The 17,967-nt window shown below is 47.1% G+C and carries 15 protein-coding genes and 1 riboswitch; of the genes, 14 read left to right on the top strand and 1 reads right to left on the bottom strand.

The window, feature by feature from the left end:
* Positions 1–31: 31 nt before the first annotated feature.
* The 9 genes from NST38_RS25230 (at position 32) to NST38_RS25190 (ending at position 11,527) form a co-directional block, all read left to right on the top strand.
* Complete coding sequence (locus tag NST38_RS25230; protein ID WP_341344107.1) at positions 32–2,068, top strand: peptidoglycan D,D-transpeptidase FtsI family protein; 2,037 nt, start codon at positions 32–34, stop codon at positions 2,066–2,068.
* Between the two features lie 396 nt (positions 2,069–2,464).
* Positions 2,465–4,414, top strand: coding sequence for a peptidoglycan D,D-transpeptidase FtsI family protein (locus NST38_RS25225; protein WP_341344106.1), 1,950 nt, complete (start codon positions 2,465–2,467; stop codon positions 4,412–4,414).
* A gap of 236 nt (positions 4,415–4,650) precedes the next feature.
* On the top strand, positions 4,651–5,595 hold the full coding sequence (locus NST38_RS25220; RefSeq protein ID WP_076328976.1) for a metal ABC transporter solute-binding protein, Zn/Mn family: 945 nt from the start codon (positions 4,651–4,653) through the stop codon (positions 5,593–5,595).
* Between the two features lie 30 nt (positions 5,596–5,625).
* Positions 5,626–6,447, top strand: a complete 822-nt coding sequence (locus NST38_RS25215; protein WP_235193917.1) for a metal ABC transporter ATP-binding protein — start codon at positions 5,626–5,628, stop codon at positions 6,445–6,447.
* 3 nt (positions 6,448–6,450) lie between these two features.
* Entirely contained in the window at positions 6,451–7,410 is a 960-nt protein-coding gene (locus NST38_RS25210) for a metal ABC transporter permease (protein ID WP_017692397.1), read from the top strand.
* Entirely contained in the window at positions 7,410–8,282 is an 873-nt protein-coding gene (locus tag NST38_RS25205) for a metal ABC transporter permease (RefSeq protein WP_047841304.1), read from the top strand. The genes NST38_RS25210 and NST38_RS25205 overlap by 1 nt, the downstream gene beginning before the upstream one ends.
* Before the next feature lie 310 nt (positions 8,283–8,592).
* Positions 8,593–9,342: a Cof-type HAD-IIB family hydrolase gene (locus NST38_RS25200; RefSeq protein WP_036605740.1), complete on the top strand. Its 750-nt coding sequence runs from the start codon at positions 8,593–8,595 to the stop codon at positions 9,340–9,342.
* A gap of 54 nt (positions 9,343–9,396) precedes the next feature.
* Positions 9,397–9,837 (top strand): DUF456 domain-containing protein, encoded by a 441-nt coding sequence (locus tag NST38_RS25195; protein WP_047841365.1) that lies wholly within the window; start codon positions 9,397–9,399, stop codon positions 9,835–9,837.
* A 61-nt stretch (positions 9,838–9,898) separates the two neighbouring features.
* On the top strand, positions 9,899–11,527 hold the full coding sequence (locus NST38_RS25190) for a putative polysaccharide biosynthesis protein (protein ID WP_076328978.1): 1,629 nt from the start codon (positions 9,899–9,901) through the stop codon (positions 11,525–11,527).
* Positions 11,528–11,726: 199 nt separating this feature from the next.
* Here NST38_RS25190 and NST38_RS25185 read toward each other — a convergent pair whose 3' ends face one another.
* Entirely contained in the window at positions 11,727–13,013 is a 1,287-nt protein-coding gene (locus tag NST38_RS25185; protein ID WP_341344105.1) for a DUF2515 family protein, read from the bottom strand.
* Between the two features lie 141 nt (positions 13,014–13,154).
* Between NST38_RS25185 and NST38_RS25180 the strand changes: the two genes are divergently transcribed.
* From NST38_RS25180 to NST38_RS25160, 5 genes are all read left to right on the top strand, one after another.
* Positions 13,155–13,499: a thioredoxin family protein gene (locus NST38_RS25180; RefSeq protein ID WP_017692403.1), complete on the top strand. Its 345-nt coding sequence runs from the start codon at positions 13,155–13,157 to the stop codon at positions 13,497–13,499.
* 591 nt (positions 13,500–14,090) lie between these two features.
* Complete coding sequence (locus NST38_RS25175) at positions 14,091–14,978, top strand: COX15/CtaA family protein (RefSeq protein WP_243391500.1); 888 nt, start codon at positions 14,091–14,093, stop codon at positions 14,976–14,978.
* A 163-nt stretch (positions 14,979–15,141) separates the two neighbouring features.
* A complete protein-coding gene (locus tag NST38_RS25170) occupies positions 15,142–15,858 on the top strand; it encodes a Cthe_2314 family HEPN domain-containing protein (protein ID WP_076253223.1) in 717 nt (238 codons plus the stop codon).
* 129 nt (positions 15,859–15,987) lie between these two features.
* Positions 15,988–16,129: riboswitch (SAM riboswitch) on the top strand.
* A 126-nt stretch (positions 16,130–16,255) separates the two neighbouring features.
* Positions 16,256–17,290 (top strand): methionine ABC transporter ATP-binding protein, encoded by a 1,035-nt coding sequence (locus NST38_RS25165; RefSeq protein ID WP_341344104.1) that lies wholly within the window; start codon positions 16,256–16,258, stop codon positions 17,288–17,290.
* The gene (locus NST38_RS25160) at positions 17,291–17,950 is read left to right on the top strand and encodes a methionine ABC transporter permease (protein ID WP_036673326.1); all 660 of its coding nucleotides are present in this window, start codon (positions 17,291–17,293) and stop codon (positions 17,948–17,950) included.
* Positions 17,951–17,967: the final 17 nt, after the last annotated feature.

Raw genomic sequence — 17,967 nt, 5'->3', positions numbered from 1 at the left:
TATGCATCAAGTCATGAAAGAGGTAGGATGGATGAAAAAACATTCCAATGAGAAGGATGAACTTACGGACAAACGGCGCTTCAGTTACCGAATGAACGTATTTTTCTTCGCTTCCTTTGTTATTTTTAGCGTTATTATTGTACGCTTGGCCTTTTTGCAATTCGTGGAAGGGCCTGAACTTAGCCAGGAAGAAGCAAGTAACATTACCAAGGATGTACCACTTCCTCCTGTGAGAGGCACGATCTATGATTCCACAGGTGAGGTGAAGTTGGCGTACTCCAAGCCCATTCAGTCTCTCTACCTGACGCTTTATAAAAACTATGGGGATGTTGATGGGAAACCGAGTCCTAACATAGGGGAAGTGCAGGATATTGCAACCCGGTTGCATGATGTGTTTGAACAGTACAAGCTGAAGGATTCAGAGTCACTTACGGTGGAGAAAATTATTGAAGAGATGGACTTGAACTCCCGCAAAGCGAACGGTTTTATGCCACGTCTGATCAAGAGTGATCTGTCCGAGGAAGAAGTTGCTTATTTCCTACAGCACAAGGACGAGTTCAAAGGTATTCAGATCGTCGAGGAGAATGTACGATTCTACGATCCGGATACGGTAGCGGTTCAGACCATCGGTTATCTGAAGAAGTTCAGAAGCTCGAAGTCCTTGAACAAATACAAAGAGGTGGACGAGGCCAATAAAACGCAAACGGATCCGGGCCTGGTGTATACAGAGAACGAATTCGTTGGTTTTGATGGACTGGAGCTGCAATATCAGGATGCCCTCCGCGGCAAAAGTGGATATACATCGGTTGATGTTGATTTGCGTAACTTGCCTGAAGGTGTAGCAGGCTCTACCCCGCCGCAGAAAGGTTACGACCTGATTTCCAGCATTAACAAAAACGTTCAGGTGAAAACAGAACAGGCCATTCTGGATCAGTTGAGTTGGCTTCATCGGAATCAAGTTTCCGGTCGATTACATCCGAATGCCAAGACCGGATTTGCAGTTGCGATGGAAGTGGATACCGGGAAAATCGTATCTGCTGCCAGTATGCCAGATTATGATACCAACATCTGGAGAACAGGCAGTATCACAAATGATCAGTATGATGATATCAAATATGTGTATCAAAATGGTACGATTCGTTCATTCCCTCCGGATGACTCTAAAAAGCGAGCTGAATCGATCGTGTTACTCGGTTCCACCATCAAACCGCTTAGTGTCTTGATCGGTTTGAAAGAAGGTTTCTTCACTACCAATACGGTTTATTCGGATAGAGGTTCAACGACCTTTGGTGGGGACAATCGCAGAGTGCAGAACTCATCAGGGCATGTGTATGGTGCAATGTATCCTCGTGATGCGATTCGTCATTCCTCGAACGTATTCATGATTGATGAGATTGGGAAGAAGATGTACTCAAAATACGGTGCGACCGGAATTGACAAATGGGATGAATACATGAAGCAGTTCGGCCTTGGGGTATCTACAGGGGTTGATCTGCCGAATGAATTCCTGGGGATACGGGATTACATGAACGACACGGAAAGCTCGCTGACTCGTCTCGTGTATGGTTCCTTTGGACAGCAGGGAAAATACACAACCATGCAGTTAGCACAGTACACGACAATGCTGGCGAACAAAGGAAAGCGGATGGAGCCACAACTGGTTAGAGAGTTCCGGGATTCGGAAGGCAACGTGGTCGAGAAAGTAAAACCTAAGGTACTCAGCACGGTGGAGTTTAACGATGCCTACTGGAATGAAGTACAACGAGGCATGGCAACCGAGGTATCTGCATTTAGCGGATTCCCTTATGACTTTGCCAGAAAAACAGGAACATCGACACAGGTAGTAGGCGGTAAACTGGTGGATAACGGTGTATTTATCGCCTATGCACCACGTAATAATCCAAAGCTTGCTGTCGCTGTGGTTATCCCCGAAGGGGGCTTTGGATCGAGCAGTGCGGCTCCGGTTGCACGTGCGATCTTCGATGCCTATGACGAGGAATTCGGTCTCGACGGTGTACCGAAAAAAGACAAAAATAAAGATTCAGAATCGGGATCAGGCACACAGTGATGTGAGGCATTGGTTACAGAGGGGACCCTTCATGGGTCCTCTTTTTTGTTTTTACGTGGAGAATGGATCGTAAGAGTGAATTAATTAGTTGCATTAATATGTAACCATATGAGCTGTACCACGTTTATATAAAGGAAGGGTAAACGCGATCTGGGGAACGGGATAACGTTGATATGTCAGTGTTTACATTGGGATCGGTAGATTGGGTAGTGTAACGGTTCTGTTTACGAAAATGTAACCAAATATTGAAAGACGTGACAGCTAACCTTTGGTAGACTTGTATGAGAAAGGATTAAATATTGGATTGAACACGTTCACAAGACGGATTAAATATTTTATTTTTATAGAGGAACGGGAGAGGCTTAAAACATGTTTAACCGATTGAGGAAGAAACCCATGACTGAGGAAGATACACCCGTCAACAAGCCTTCCACCGCAAGGCTGAATCTGTTTTTTTTCGCGGCATTTGTCATATTCAGTATCCTTATTTTCAGATTAGCCTTTGTGCAGTTTGTGGAGGGTCCTGAACTGACGTATATGGAAACGAGTCGTAATACCAAAGACATTCCACTCGCACCTGTTCGTGGTCCCATCTATGATGCGACAGGGGAAGTCGCGCTCGCTTATTCCGAACCTGTACAGTCCCTGTATGTGCTGTTATATGAGGATTATCGGAATGATGAACGTAGACAGGAAGCAGAGGAACTGGCTCATGATCTGGCGGCTGTGTTTAAGCAGTTTAATCCAGGGGACAAGGAGCAGCCGGACGGGGAAGAGATCATCAAACGATTGGATCTGGATTACCAGAAAACGTTTGGGTATGTGCCGAGGCTTGTGAAGTCAGATCTATCGACCAAAGAAATTGCTTTTTTCATGGAGAAAAAAGCAGAATATCCAGGCGTTATGGTGTTGGAAGAGAACATCAGAAAATATGACCCGGATGGCGTAGCGGTTCAGGTTGTGGGTTACACAAGAGAGTTCAAGCGAGCACCAGATTCCATTACCAAATATAAGGCCATCCGCGAGGGGGCAAGTACCCAGCGTGATCCTGGTCTTGTGTACCATGAAGAAGAGAAGGTTGGCTTCGATGGGCTGGAGCTTCAATATCAGGAAGCACTTCGTGGACGAAGCGGATATCAGTCCATTGATATTGACGCACGTAATCTGCCAGATGGGACGATGTTACAAACACCACCGGAGAAAGGCTACAGTCTGGTTTCCACCATTAACAAGGAAATTCAGATGGCTGCACAAGAGGCGATAACGGACGAATTGCGCAGACTTCCCAAGGCAATTACAGGATACGCAGTAGCCATGGAAGTGGATACGGGGAATGTGGTGGCTATGGCAAGTATGCCGGATTATGATCCGAACGATTGGGATTATGACAAAATCAAATATGTATTCCGGAACGGAACCACCGAGTCGTTCCCACCGAATGATGCCAAGCCTAGTCGGGCGGAATCCGTTATACTTCTTGGATCAGTAATCAAGCCGTTAAGTGTCCTGATTGGATTGAAAGAGGGATTATTTACAGCAGGACAGACCTATCATGATCAGGGATATGCGGTTTTGGGGAAAGATGGCCGACAAGTGAAGAACTCGCATTCTGCTTATAATGGTTCTATTACGGCGAGAAGAGCGATTGAGAAATCCTCCAATGCCTTCATGATTGATATGGTGGGGAAACGTTTGTTAAGTAAATATGGCTCAGAGAAAGGTATCGATGTCTGGCATAAACACATGCAGGAATTTGGCTTGGGTGTGTCCACTGGTGTAGATCTGCCTAATGAATTTCTGGGTAGGCTAGAATATACTAATGAAGACGAATCAGCTCTAACACGTTTGGCATTTGCCTCCTTTGGACAACAAGCCAAGTACACTACGATGCAACTCGCACAATATACCACCATGCTTGCCAATAAGGGCAAGCGAATGGAACCACATCTGGTGAAGGAAATCCGTGACGCGGACGGCAATGTGGTGAAAGAGATCAAACCTAAGGTGCTCAATGAAGTTGATTTTGCCGATGCGCACTGGAATGAAGTGCACAAAGGTATGGTTACCAAAGTAAGTGCATTTGACGGTTTCCCTTACGATTATGCTCGGAAAACAGGAACATCAGAGCAGGGAACCGGACCGAACAAAAAAGAGAATGGTGTATTTATTGCCTTTGCACCACGAGATAATCCGAAGCTTGCTGTCGCTGTCGTTGTACCGGAAGGTGGGTTCGGGTCAGTCAGTGCCTCGCCGATTGCACGGAAAATCTTCGATGCATACGATGAAGTGTATGGTCTCGATGGAACGCCGAAAGGTAAGAAAGACGAAGGGAAAAACAAAGAGTAATGCAAAAGAACGTCGCGTGAGTTAGCTCTTCTAACATCATGACCAGAAATTTAATGAAGTGAATTAAATACATTTGGACAGGCAGGGGAAATAATCCCTTGCCTTTTTTTTTGGCTTCGGATAAAATTTGCACAAGGGAAACATTATTAGTCTTGATTAAAACTTAATACCTTGTACAACAAAATTAGATGTAGACAAGTATTTTAGGAGAGGGAAAGGGGTCGGTTGAATTGTTAATGGTGAAAATGAGGAGTATTCAGAGGGGGGTCATTACGCTAGCGGCGCTGGTTCTGGTTGTTGTACTTACGGCATGTTCCAGTGATGCAGAGACGAGCAGTGGTGGCAAGTTACAAGTAACCGCTACAACGGGAATGATCGCTGACGTAGCACGTGAGGTAGGCGGGGCATATGTTGATGTTACCGGGCTAATGGGCCCGGGAGTTGATCCCCACTTGTACAAGGCATCCCAAGGTGATATTCGCAAGCTGGAACAAGCAAAAGTCATTTTCTATAATGGACTGCATCTTGAAGGCAAAATGACAGACATTTTGGAGAAAATGTCCTCAAGCAAGCTGGTTACTGCTGTTACAGAGACTATTCCAGTCGAGGAGTTACACTCAGGCAAAGATACAGGCGGTACCGAATATGATCCACACGTCTGGTTTAACGTCAGCCACTGGATGCATGCGGCAGAAGCCGTACGCGATACGCTCGTGGAGGCGGACCCGGACCATGCGGAAGAGTACAAGGCTCAGGCAGAGGCGTATCTGGCGAAGCTCGAAGCACTGGATGCCGAGGTGCGTGAGAAGATTCTGGAGATTCCGGAAGCAAGCCGGGTATTGGTTACGGCGCATGATGCATTTGGATATTTCGGTCAGGCATATGGCATGAAAGTGATGGGGCTTCAGGGCATCAGTACAGCAGCCGAATACGGTGCAAAAGATGTTAGCGAACTGCGGGATTATCTCGTAGATAACCATATCAAAGCAGTATTTGTTGAATCGAGTGTACCTGCAAAAGCGATGGAAGCCATCATTGCCGGAGCAGCTCAAAAAGGACATACGGTCAGCATTGGCGGAGAACTGTTCTCGGATGCCATGGGGGCTGAGGGAACGGAAGAAGGCACATACATCGGTATGATTCGCCACAATGTTGAGACGATTGTAGAAGCCCTGAAATAATGAATCACATGAAGAGAGGAGTACAGGATTATGGAAGATACAACTTTATTGAAACAAACTCCTACGAAACTGAACAATAGTCACTTGCAAGGAACGCAGCCAACATCGGCTCCTCTTAGTGTGAGGGATCTGGCTGTTGCGTATCACAAAAAGCCGGTGCTTAGCAGCGTATCCTTCGATATCCCTGAAGGACAACTCATCGGAATACTCGGACCGAATGGTGCAGGGAAATCGACCCTGATCAAAGCCGTTCTGGGACTAGTACCGAAGATGCATGGAGAGGTACGGATCTTCGGACAATCGTACAGGGAACAACGTCGCCGCATCGGTTATGTGCCCCAACGGGAATCGGTGGACTGGGATTTTCCAACGCATGCACTCGATGTAGTGATGATGGGACGGTATGGTCATCTAGGCTGGTTCCGTCGTCCGGGGAAAAAGGAGCGAGACCTGGCGGCACACTGCCTGGAGCAAGTCGGCATGGGTGATTACATGTACCGCCAGATCAGTCAGTTGTCCGGTGGACAGCAGCAACGTGTCTTTCTGGCGCGGGCACTCGTGCAAGACGCAGATCTGTATTTCATGGATGAGCCATTTGCAGGTGTGGATGCCACCACAGAGAAAGCGATCATTTCGCTTTTGGAACAGTTGAAGAAACAAGGCAAGACGGTACTGGTCGTTCACCATGATCTAGCGACAGTCGAGGAATACTTCGACCATGTGCTACTACTCAATGGACGACTGGTGGCAGGTGGACCGACAAGTGAAGTATTTGTACCGGATACACTGCAAGAGACGTACGGAGGCCGGATTGCGATGATCGGAAGCCGGACGGAGAAAGGCCAGGTGTAGTGCATGTGGAACTGGATCGTTGCCATCTTATCTGACCCCAATACACGTTGGATATTGCTTGGCTGTCTGTTGTTAGGATTCAGTAGCGGGATTATTGGCTCCTTCACCTTTCTTCGTAAACAGAGCCTGATGGGGGACACCCTTGCTCATGCTGCTCTGCCTGGGATCTGTATTGCATTTATGTTGACGGAAACGAAGTCCGTAGGCTTGTTTCTGTTCGGTGCTCTGGTGGCTGGCATTGTCGCTACCTTCGGAATCTCGTGGATTACACGCTACTCCCGGATCAAGCAGGATGCGGCGATGGGAATTGTGCTGACCGTCTTTTTCGGGGTTGGTGTAGTGATGCTGACGCGCATCCAGCATGGGGCGAGCGGAAGTCAAAGCGGACTCGATAAATATTTGTTTGGGCAGGCGGCATCCATGGTCATGACGGATGTGTATGTCATGGGTGGCGTATGTCTAGTATTACTGATTGCCTGTCTTGCCTGGTTCAAGGAATTCAAACTGGTGAGTTTTGACCCGGGATTTGCACGTGGTATGGGTCTGCCAGTTGCCATGTTAGAGCAGCTCATTCTGCTCTTGACAGTGATCGCGGTGGTTGCAGGGATTCAGGCCGTTGGTGTGGTGCTTGTTGCAGCCTTGCTGGTAACTCCAGCAGCAGCGGCACGGTGCTGGACCGACTCACTTGCACTGATGGTGGTATTGGCAGGCATATTTGGTGCATTGAGTGGTGCAACAGGCACGATCTTCAGTACGCTTGTACCTAATCTGCCGACAGGACCTGTAACCGTTCTTGCGGCTACGGTGTTGTTTGCCGGGTCAGCCTTGCTGGCTCCGCGTCGTGGATTATTAGCTCGACGTTTGCGTAGTATTCAGGCAAAATCGGCGTATATGCGTGAAGAGCGGGCTACACTCCAGACTCTCGCCACACAACGAAATCAGCAGGAACGGGGGGAGATGTAATGGCAACGTTTTGGATTATCTTAACGGCCGTATTGGTTTCTTCCGCCTGCGCCATCCTCGGTTGTTTTCTGATTCTGCGGCGAATGGCTCTGGTCGGTGATGCGATCAGCCATGCGGTTCTCCCCGGTATTGCGATTGCTTTCCTGTGGAGCGGTTCCAGAGATTCATTGTGGATGCTACTTGGTGCAACGGTGTTTGGACTACTGACGGTGTTCTTCATACAGAGTTTGCAGGCGGGAGGACTCTCGTCTGATGCCTCGATCGGAATTGTGTTTACTGCACTCTTCGCAGTAGGTGTTATTCTGATTAGTCTGAACGCCCAGCATATTGATCTGGATCTGGACTGTGTCTTGTTTGGTGAGATCGCTTATGTACAGTGGGATACACTAACCCTTGGAGGTACGGATGTCGGGCCGAGGGCGGTCTGGATGCTGGGTATTACTTTGCTAGTCATCCTTGTCGTTATTGGGCTGTTCTACAAACAGTTTAAGCTATGTGCCTTTGATCCGGCGCTGGCTGCGGCCTGCGGCATTCCAGTAGTGCTGTTCCACTATCTGCTCATGGGACTCGTTTCGATGACGTCCGTAGCTTCATTTGAAAGTGTTGGTTCGATTCTCGTTGTGGGCATGCTGATTGTACCTGCAGCAACGGCTTACCTGCTCACAGATCGTCTGGGCAAAATGATTTTGTATGCCGTTCTGATCGGAGCAGCATCTTCGGTTGGAGGTTACATCATGGCTTACGCTCTGGATGCTTCCATCGCGGGCTGCATGGTAGCTGTTGCTGGAATTTTGTTTGTTCTTGCACTGCTGCTGTCACCGAAACATGGCATCGTATTCCGTTACGCTCGTCGCAAATTCGCGGCAAGGTAATGGAAGTTTAAGTAGATAACAGGTGAATAAACAAAATTTTAAGAAGCCGTCTGCATCGCAGGCGGTTTTTGCGTGTCTGGTCGTATTACTTTTACAAGGGCAACCGGATATAAGATATACAATATAAATTGATAATGTAGCGTCATCTTGCCGATTACGGGTTATTTTGTTGCATACAGATGATCTGTGGTAAAATGTCGTTAGCTGTGACGTCCGGAGCGTCCGTTGTTACGGGTGCCGGGCGATCTTGTTGTGAAAGAATGTTTAAAATTAGGGAGAAATAGAGAGACAACCTAGGAGGAACTACTGTATGAGTGAACTGAAATACAAATTGCTTGCATTGGATATGGATGGAACATTACTTAACGATAATCATGAAATTACACAGGAGACCGCCAAGTGGATTCAAATTGCCATTCGTCGGGGTGTACATGTGTGCCTTTCTACGGGAAGAGCGGTATTCCACGCCATGCCTTATGCGGTCCAGCTTGGGCTGGAGACACCGATGGTTACTGTTAATGGTAGTGAGGTCTGGAAAGCCCCGCATGACCTGCATATGCGTCATCTGATGGACCCGGCATTGATTCGCAGAATGCAGGAAATCGGTGAAAAATATAATAGCTGGTACTGGGCATACTCCGTGGAAGAACTGTTCAATCGGGACCGCTGGACGGACAACATTGAAGGTCTGGAATGGTTGAAATTCGGCTTCAATACGGAAGTGGATGAAGTGCGTCACCAGATCATGATGGAACTGCAACAAATGGGCGGTCTGCAAATGACCAACTCCTCACCCGTTAATATTGAGATCAACCCTGCCGGCGTATCCAAAGCCAGTGGTGTAGCCGAAGTCTGCAAGCTGCTGGGCATCGAGATGTCCGAAGTTGTTGCTGTCGGAGACAGTTTGAATGATCTAGCTGTCATTGAGGCCGTGGGTCTTGGTGTAGCGATGGGTAATGCGCAGGAGCAGGTGAAGGAAGCGGCTGATCTGATCGTAGCGAGTAACAATGAAGACGGCATTGTCGAAGTGATCCGTGAACATATTTTGAAGGGGGAGTAACCTTTGCTCGCAACCATTGCCTGGATTTTAATTGTGCTGCTGTTTGCAGTGGGGATGGCTGGAACGGTATATCCCATACTGCCTGGTGCTGTAGCGATTTTCTTCGCGTTTCTGGTCTACGGCTGGTTCTTCAGCTTTGATCCGTTTGGTGTGTGGTTCTGGATCATTCAGATTCTGATTGTTGTTGTGTTGTTTGTGGCTGATTATGTCGTCAGTGCATGGGGCGTGAAGAAGTTCGGTGGCTCCAAGTTATCAACAACGCTGAGTACTATTGGTGTTATCATTGGCCCATTTGTCATTCCGGCATTTGGACTGGTGCTGGGACCATTTATCGGTGCTTTTATCGGGGAACTGATCGGAGGGTCTTCACCTTCCAAAGCGTCGAAAGTTGGATTTGGTTCCGTTGTGGGGCTATTTACGAGTACTGTGATGAAAATTATTTTGCAAATCGTCATGATTGTTCTCTTTATTATCTGGGTGGTAAGATTCGCCTAAACGTTCAGGATTAGCTTCAACGGGATGCACGTCCGGTGTGGAGGAAAGAAGGGGAATTCGTTTGTCTAAGAAAGAAACATTCATTAGGGGTACGCTCATTCTGGCGGCCGCTGCACTGATCGCAAGAGTACTCGGATTGGTTCAACGGGTGCCGCTGGAGCATATCCTCGGCGATATCGGTAACGCATCGTTTACCATCTCCAATACGGTATATTTAATGCTGTTAACTGTAGCAACGGCGGGCATACCGAGTACACTTAGTAAAATGGTATCGGAACGTTATGCGCTCGGACGCGCGAGTGAAGCCCAACAGATCTACCGTGCAGCCCTGATCTTTGCCGCTGTGGCCGGGGTAGTCATGTCTGCTTTGTTGTGGTTCGCGGCACCTTATTATGCTACGTATGTGTCCAAAGTACCGGAGTCGGTCAGCGCCATTCGCGCCTTGGCTCCAGCGTTGCTGCTCTTCCCGGCCATTGCGATGATGCGTGGATATTTCCAGGGACGCGGCAACATGACAGCAGGCGGTATTTCACAGATCGTGGAACAGTTCGCCCGTGTAGGTACAGCCATTATCGTGGCTTATGTCATGCTGCAATGGAATTATGATGACCAGACGATTGCTGCGGGTGCTTCATTTGGTGGGGTATTAGGAAGTGTGGGTGCCTTCGGTGTCATGCTGTACTTCACCTTGAAGCTACGTCGTAGCGACCGTGCGGCCCAATTGAATTACGAGCGTGCAGAGCAGTTGCCGATGCGAGGTATCTACAGTGATATCTTCAAGCTGTCTATTCCAATTGTGCTGTCCTCACTTGCAGTTCCAGCCATTAACTTCATCGATTCATCCCTTGTGGTACCACTGCTTAGTGGCCAGATCGGACTCGAAGAAGCGACTGGTGTACTTGCGATCCTCGGGGCGAAGGCCCAAAGTATTGCGGGGATTCCTCCGATTCTGGCTATCGCTTTGAGTCAATCGTTGGTGCCTGTCATTTCAGCAGCATTTGCACGCAAGGATGAAGCGCATCTGAAGAGTCAGGTTACACTTGCCTTGCGCATTTCGATTCTGACTGGTATGCCGATTGTCATTGCACTTTGTGCGGCAGCGTATTCGGTCAACGGATTGCTGTTTACCAATCTGGATGGAACGCCGATCATTGCCTTGTTAACATTCGGTACCATTTTCCAGATTACGATGATGACCACCAACTCTATTTTACTAGGGGTAGGGAAACCGCGGATTACGATGATCAGTGTCGCAGCAGGTGTTGTGATCAAACTGATCGCAAGTCTGATTCTGGCGCCGATTTTCGGCATTTACGGCATCATTATTGCAACGGCCCTCTGCTTCTTGGTCATCACGTACCTGAATCTGCGGGTCCTTCGCAAAATCGTTGATTTCTCCATCATGGGAGATCGTTGGAAAGGATTTATCATTACAGTGTTGCTTGCAGCAGGTGTAGGATTTGCAACGAACTGGATTGGCAATACGATCTTTGGACTGTTCCTGCCAGCGCGTGTATCCTTCTTGCTTACCTGCCTTGTGGTTGGTTTGCTTGTTGTGGTGGTGTATCTGGTTCTCATGGTTGTGCTGCGTGTACTGCGCAAGGACGAGCTGGGCAGTTACCCCCGTATTCTGCAAAAAATTCTTCGTCCACTTATGCGTCTTCAACGTGGAGCTGGGCAAAGAGGTTAAACATGCAAGGAGCATCATCCATGCTCCAATATTTTGTGAAAATAGGATACAGGCTCTGTCTGCTGTTTAGCGGACAGGGCTTTTTGTATAGTTAAGGAGAGTTGAGCGACTGAACTCGACATTAGCCCAGCAAGCGAGGATTAGCGGTACATCGGGTATCACATCATCCGTCTTTGCCTGCTCTATATGATTTTTAGCATTAGTGTGTGATGGCCTTGGCATCATGAGCCAGTGCTGTTTTCAGCATGCCATACCGGTGTTCGTGACTCATCTCAAACAGCCATGGCCGACGCGGTGCCGTCAGATAACCGAGACTATCCCGAGTCTGAAGCCAGTCATGTCTGGTGATCGGTTCATAAGGTGTGTCCCCCCATACGGAGAGCAGTTCCGGACTATATAATCGTTGCCCTTCTGGAAGCCATTCTTCATCCATTAGCTCCTGAGCATAAAGTGTATGTTCCCCTGCCTCGTCTTCACGATTGGTAAACAGCCCAGGCCAATATTCAGCGCGCGAGCCACGATGGGGAACTAAGCGTGCGAACTCCAACACATGTGTGTGTACTTGCTCCACGCCAAACAACAGGGCATATAGCCCTTTACCAAACATGATTCGCTCATCTAGTTTGCCAAAATGTTCAATGACGCGTCCTGCGAGTCCTGCTCCCTGTCCAAGAGGAAAGACGATATGATTCAGACCGGCCAGATTATGCAGATGGAATGCGGGTTTGGAAAGTACTTCTTTTTGAAAATAAAGATGTTGCACCACCCGGCTCTCGATATAGTTCTGCTCATTAATAATTAATGCCACACTTAGCAGTGAACTGCATCGTTCCAGCCAAAAGCGTTCCCAAAACGGCGTCATAAACGCCGATACGTGAAAGTGCGACAAGAGATGGAAACAGCTACGTCCAATCCGGCGACTGTTCATATACAGCAGAAGCTGTGGATATGCATCCTGGAAAATGAGTGCATTGCACCGCTCCAGCAGCCGATACATATGCTGGTGATCGCTTTGATTCTGTAGATTATGCATTAAGTCACTCTGAAGATCTGTCATGTGATATCCGCCGTTGCGAGAGACCATATGGGCCAGTAGTGCCCAATGCAGTTCGGGATATTGCTCATAACATTCCAGATAGGCTGCCGTGCGGGTGATATTACTCCGATTGTGCTCCTGAGTCAGTGTCTTAATCTCTTCCAGAATGATGCAATCTTCTTCGCAGACGAGTGCGCTTTGAACCTGGTCCGTGCGTGTAAAAGATTTGTTGCTGGTAGGTAACAAACGCTCCACCTCAGACTGTAAGGCAGCTGCCGTATCGGTATCCCACTCGATGTCACGCAATGGGTGACGAAGCTGTGCTGAAGCTTGCCATGCAGCCTGTTTGCCACGCCAGATTTCACGGGCAGCACCCGGAATGGAACGGACCATCTGCAGAAGGGACCCGTGATGTTGTTCGCTGGAAGAATCGGTTCTGGTGGAAGTCATGATGTGACATCCTTTCATGATGTTCTGGGTTTATTTTCACAGACCATGTGGTTATTCTAAGTATGCGCTGATTATTTGACTTCCACTCGCCAATTTGCTTCACTTAGGGTAAGACAAGGTACAGAAAGGGAGATGAACCGAATGGAACAGATTACCTCCAAACCGGCTTTTGATGTAGCCATCCAATCCCCACGTTTGACGATTGCCGTATTCAAGGCAGACTGGTGTGGTGACTGCAAATACATCGATCCGTTTATGCCTGAGGTTGAAGAGAAATATGCACGTGAATTGACCTTGATTGAGGTCGACGTGGATCAGGTTGGAACCGTTAGTGAAGAGCAGAATATTCTTGGCATTCCGAGCTTTGTGGCGTATACAGATGGCCGCGAACTCGTACGGTATGTGAACAAGCTGCGCAAGTCGAGAGAAGAGATTGAGCAGTTCTTAGATCGAGCAGTTGAAGTGTACAACACGATCCATAAATAATGTTATATAAGTTCAAATGATGAATATCACACAGGCACTACGATGCCAGAATAACCTTCCGATCGCTGTTATCCCCAGATTTCTTTGATCCCTTTTATAAAGGGAAAATCCGGGGATAAAGGCGAAGCATATGCTTCCGATGCAGCTTTCTTTCAGAAAGCTTTTAGCTCCGCTTCTTCTGGTTATTTCTGTCCTCTCCGTTATTGTGTAAATGTTTCATGAACTTATATAAAAGTATGACAGGTTCATGTTGTAAAAGGGTATAATAAAAAGAACGCCATTTCTCTTGAAATAGGGAAATGGCGTTTGTGTGTTCAGGATTCTGTTTAAGACACAATTGAACTGGCATATCCCTCAATTACATATCTCCAATGACCTGCGGGTCATTATTTCACCAGACGTTAACATTTTGTCACAAAGCGCGACGTCAATGAACATTTTATCCGTTATAATGAATTTAGTTGTGAAATAAGTGTCAAAGTACCGAAACAAGCGGAGAATATTCTTCGCCATCTTAAACCAACAGCGGGTGAGAAAAAATTGAAACACTTAACTTTGTTTAAATGGTTAACCGTATTAACCTGTCTTGTCATGTTTCTGGCCACTTTTGGTGGAGGCATCGTAACCAAAACGGAATCAGGCCTTGGCTGTGGAACAGAATGGCCTTTATGTAACGGAAAACTCGTTCCCGCACATACTGTGGCTTCACTCATTGAATATTCCCATCGCGCTGTAAGTGCACTGGCTGGACTGTTGTCCATTGCCTCGTTTGTTGCTTTTCTGCGGTTTGGCAAGTCACGCCGTGACCTGCAATTGTTTTCTTTCTTAACTCTGGTATTTGTTATCGTCCAGGGAATCATGGGGGCTTTTGCCGTTGTCTTCTCCCAATCTTCAGCAGTCATGGCACTGCATTTTGGTTTTGCACTGATTGCTTTTGCGAGTTCTCTAATGATGGCGCTGGGCATAAGGCAGGAGGCCAAAGATGGCGGATTGGAGCGCCTGAATAAATACCCTCGGGTTAGCAAAAAATTCAGGAATCTGGTCTGGTTCTCCACCATTTACACATATCTCGTGGTATACACAGGTGCATTTGTGAGTCACACGGATTCTGCCGGCGGATGTTCTGGATTTCCGCTTTGTAACGGTCAGATTATTCCTGAGCTTTCGGGTGGGGTAGCGGTTGCTTTTGCTCACCGTGCAGCAGCTGCGTCGCTCGTGATTGTTATCGCAATCCTGGGTCATTTCGCTTACCGTAATCATCCGGACAACAAGGAAATGCGTACTCTGGGTGTGGTATCCGTTGTTCTTATTCTGATGCAAGTAGTCATTGGTATTTTCATGATGGTGACAATGAACCGTCCGGAAGTATACATGTTCGTAGCTCTTGCTCATATGCTGGATATCGCCATATTGTTCGGAGTCTTAACGTATATGAGTTTCCTGGTGTACAAGCTACATCGCCCGGCTAATCGTTTTTAAATATGAAAGTCCACCATCCAGTGATGTACATCATTGGACAGGTGGACTTTGTTTGATGTCAGAGGGATCAGGGCAACCTATGGCAAGCAGCAATTACACGGAATGAATGATGTTTCGTTTACGGTGATGAATTCTTGTTGATTTGGAAAAGAGGAGGTTAGATATGCTGCGAACGTTGTTGGGGGAAAAGCCACGTATAAACGAAGGTAAATTGAAGGCAGCGATGGACGCAATGGCGCATACGCTTGAGCTATTTCAACGACAAATGCATGTGGACCATGATCCCACGCATGACTATCGGAAACTGTATGTGTGGACTCAGGGACTCATCTCCTCACTGGATGAACTGGAGCAAAGCTGTTTCGCTGCTGCTCATTTTCGTAAAAAGGTCGTTGCAGGATCAACGGATGATATGACGCCGACTGAAAAAGCCGAGTATGCACGGTATGTGTATTTCTACAAAGATGGCTTTATCCGCTGCTTTGCCATTCTGGATAAAGTCGGCACGGTATTAAATGAAATATTCCAGTTGAATACTTCAAATACCAAAGCGCATTTTTCTTATTTCACAATGTTAAGGCAGTTCGACTATGCGAGGGAACATCATGATCTTGCGTTGCAATTAATACAGATCAAGGACTCTTATCGTGAGCCGATGAGCAAGCTGCGCAAACGACGTAATATGGAAATTCACTACATGAACTCAGAAATGCACGATGACCTGTGGCAGTTACACCAGACCTTGCAAGGTAAAGTGAAATTGGAGGATCTGAATCAGCATGTGCAGGAAATGCGTCAGGGTGTCGATATGGTCTGTGAAACGTTAACAGCCTCTTATAGTTATATCAATAAAATATGGAAAAGAAATAATTCCCTTTGACAAATCGGAATACTTGGAATATACTGAGTTTCAATCGAATGTTACACGGATATAACTGATTTTTTGGAAGTTACGTTCACATTATAAAGCATAAACTACATGAACTTATAAAATCCTACAACAACATATTTCTTATCGAGAGCGGCGGAGGGACAGGCCCGATGAAGCCCGGCAACCGATTTGTAATGACATGATACATGTATCGTTCGTTATAGATGTTAGGTGCTAATTCCTACAAAATGGTGCAAGACACGATTTTGGCAGATGAGAAGGTATATTCTTTCACGTGAAGAGCCCTCTTTGTATCTGCAAAGGGCTCTTTTTTTGTACTTTAAGGGGAGTTTTCCTTTAGATCGGGTAAAGATACAAGTAGGTGGTTGGAAAGGGGCAAGTGCGATTGATTGAATTAAAAGGTTTAACGAAAACGTACGGCAAAGGAACAAAATCTACAACAGCGTTATCCGAGTTGAATTTGAGCATCCAAAAGGGCGAAATCTACGGAGTGATTGGCCATTCCGGAGCGGGCAAAAGCACATTGATTCGCTGTATTAATTTGCTGGAACGGCCTACGGAGGGTGAGGTATGGCTTGACGGAATTAACCTGACTGAACTGAGCAAAACCGAATTGCAGCAACAGAGACGCAAGATCGGAATGATTTTTCAACACTTTAATCTGTTATCTTCGGCAACGGTATATGACAATGTAGCTTTTCCACTAAAGCTTGTGAATACACCCAAGGAAGCCATTGATCGCAAAGTGAAGGAAATGCTTGCACTGGTTGGTCTGGAGCACCACAGCAGCAAATATCCGGCTCAATTATCGGGTGGCCAGAAACAACGTGTAGGGATTGCGAGAGCACTTGCAAGTGATCCAAATGTACTTCTCTGTGATGAGGCTACTTCGGCACTTGATCCGCAGACGACAAATTCAATCCTGAAGTTATTACTCGACATTAATGAAAAGTACAACCTAACGATTGTGCTGATCACACATGAGATGCATGTCATTCAGAACATCTGTGACAAGGTGGCTGTCATTCATCAAGGTGGCATTGTGGAACAAGGACCTGTAACAGACGTGTTCCTGAAGCCACAGCATGCGATCACGCGGGACTTCATGATGCGTGACCATGAAGCTGGACTTGCTCTGGAAGAGACCGCTCTGGCAAATGCAGGCGTTGAATTGCAGGCAGGTGCTGCTTCCAAACTTGTGAAGATATCCTTTCTGGGTAACAAAACGTATGAAGCGATTTTGTCTAGAACGGTACGTAAGACAGGCGTGGATTTTGCCATCCTGCAAGGTACAATCTCTACGATCAAACAGGTTCCTTATGGGCAGCTGACCGTTCGGTTCGAGGGTGATTCAAATGCGATTGATCGGACGATATCAGAATTAACCGCTGAGGGACTTGATGTGGAGGTGCTTCGTTAGATGGATTTTTCAACAGTTCGCTGGGAAGAGGTTGGTAAAGCCTCCATTGAGACACTGCAAATTTTGGGTGTATCAGGCTTGTTTACCGTTATCTTAGGTTTACCGCTCGGAGTACTGCTGTTCATGACAGCCCGATCTGCTTCGATTAAGTCACGGGCAGTGTACACTATACTATCCCTGATTGTGAATATTTTGCGCTCAGTCCCATTTATCATATTGATTGTTGCTCTTATTCCATTCACTCGTATACTCGTCGGTACAGCTACGGGGGTGCTCGGCGTTATACCTCCTTTGGTGATTTCAGCAGCTCCTTATTTTGCTCGTTTGGTGGAGACGACGTTGCGAGAAGTTGATCGGGGTGTCATTGAAGCGGCACAGTCGATGGGTGCATCGACCGGACAGATTGTAAGACGGGTGTTACTGCCTGAGGCACTGCCTGGACTGCTTGCTGGTATAACGATCACCATCGTTACGCTTGTCTCCTATACGGCGATGGCGGGCATGGTTGGTGGTGGAGGTCTGGGAACACTGGCAATCAACTATGGATACTTCCGTTATCAAAATGAGATCATGATTATATCCGTAGTGTCGATGATCATTCTAGTGCAAATTCTCCAGATGGCTGGAGATCGCTTGGTTACATTTTTCACCAGGAAATAACACATAGATAACATGAT

The organism is Paenibacillus sp. FSL H8-0104 (genome assembly GCF_038050215.1).
GTDB lineage: Bacteria > Bacillota > Bacilli > Paenibacillales > Paenibacillaceae > Paenibacillus > Paenibacillus amylolyticus.
This window is presented reverse-complemented; position numbering and strand designations above follow the sequence as displayed.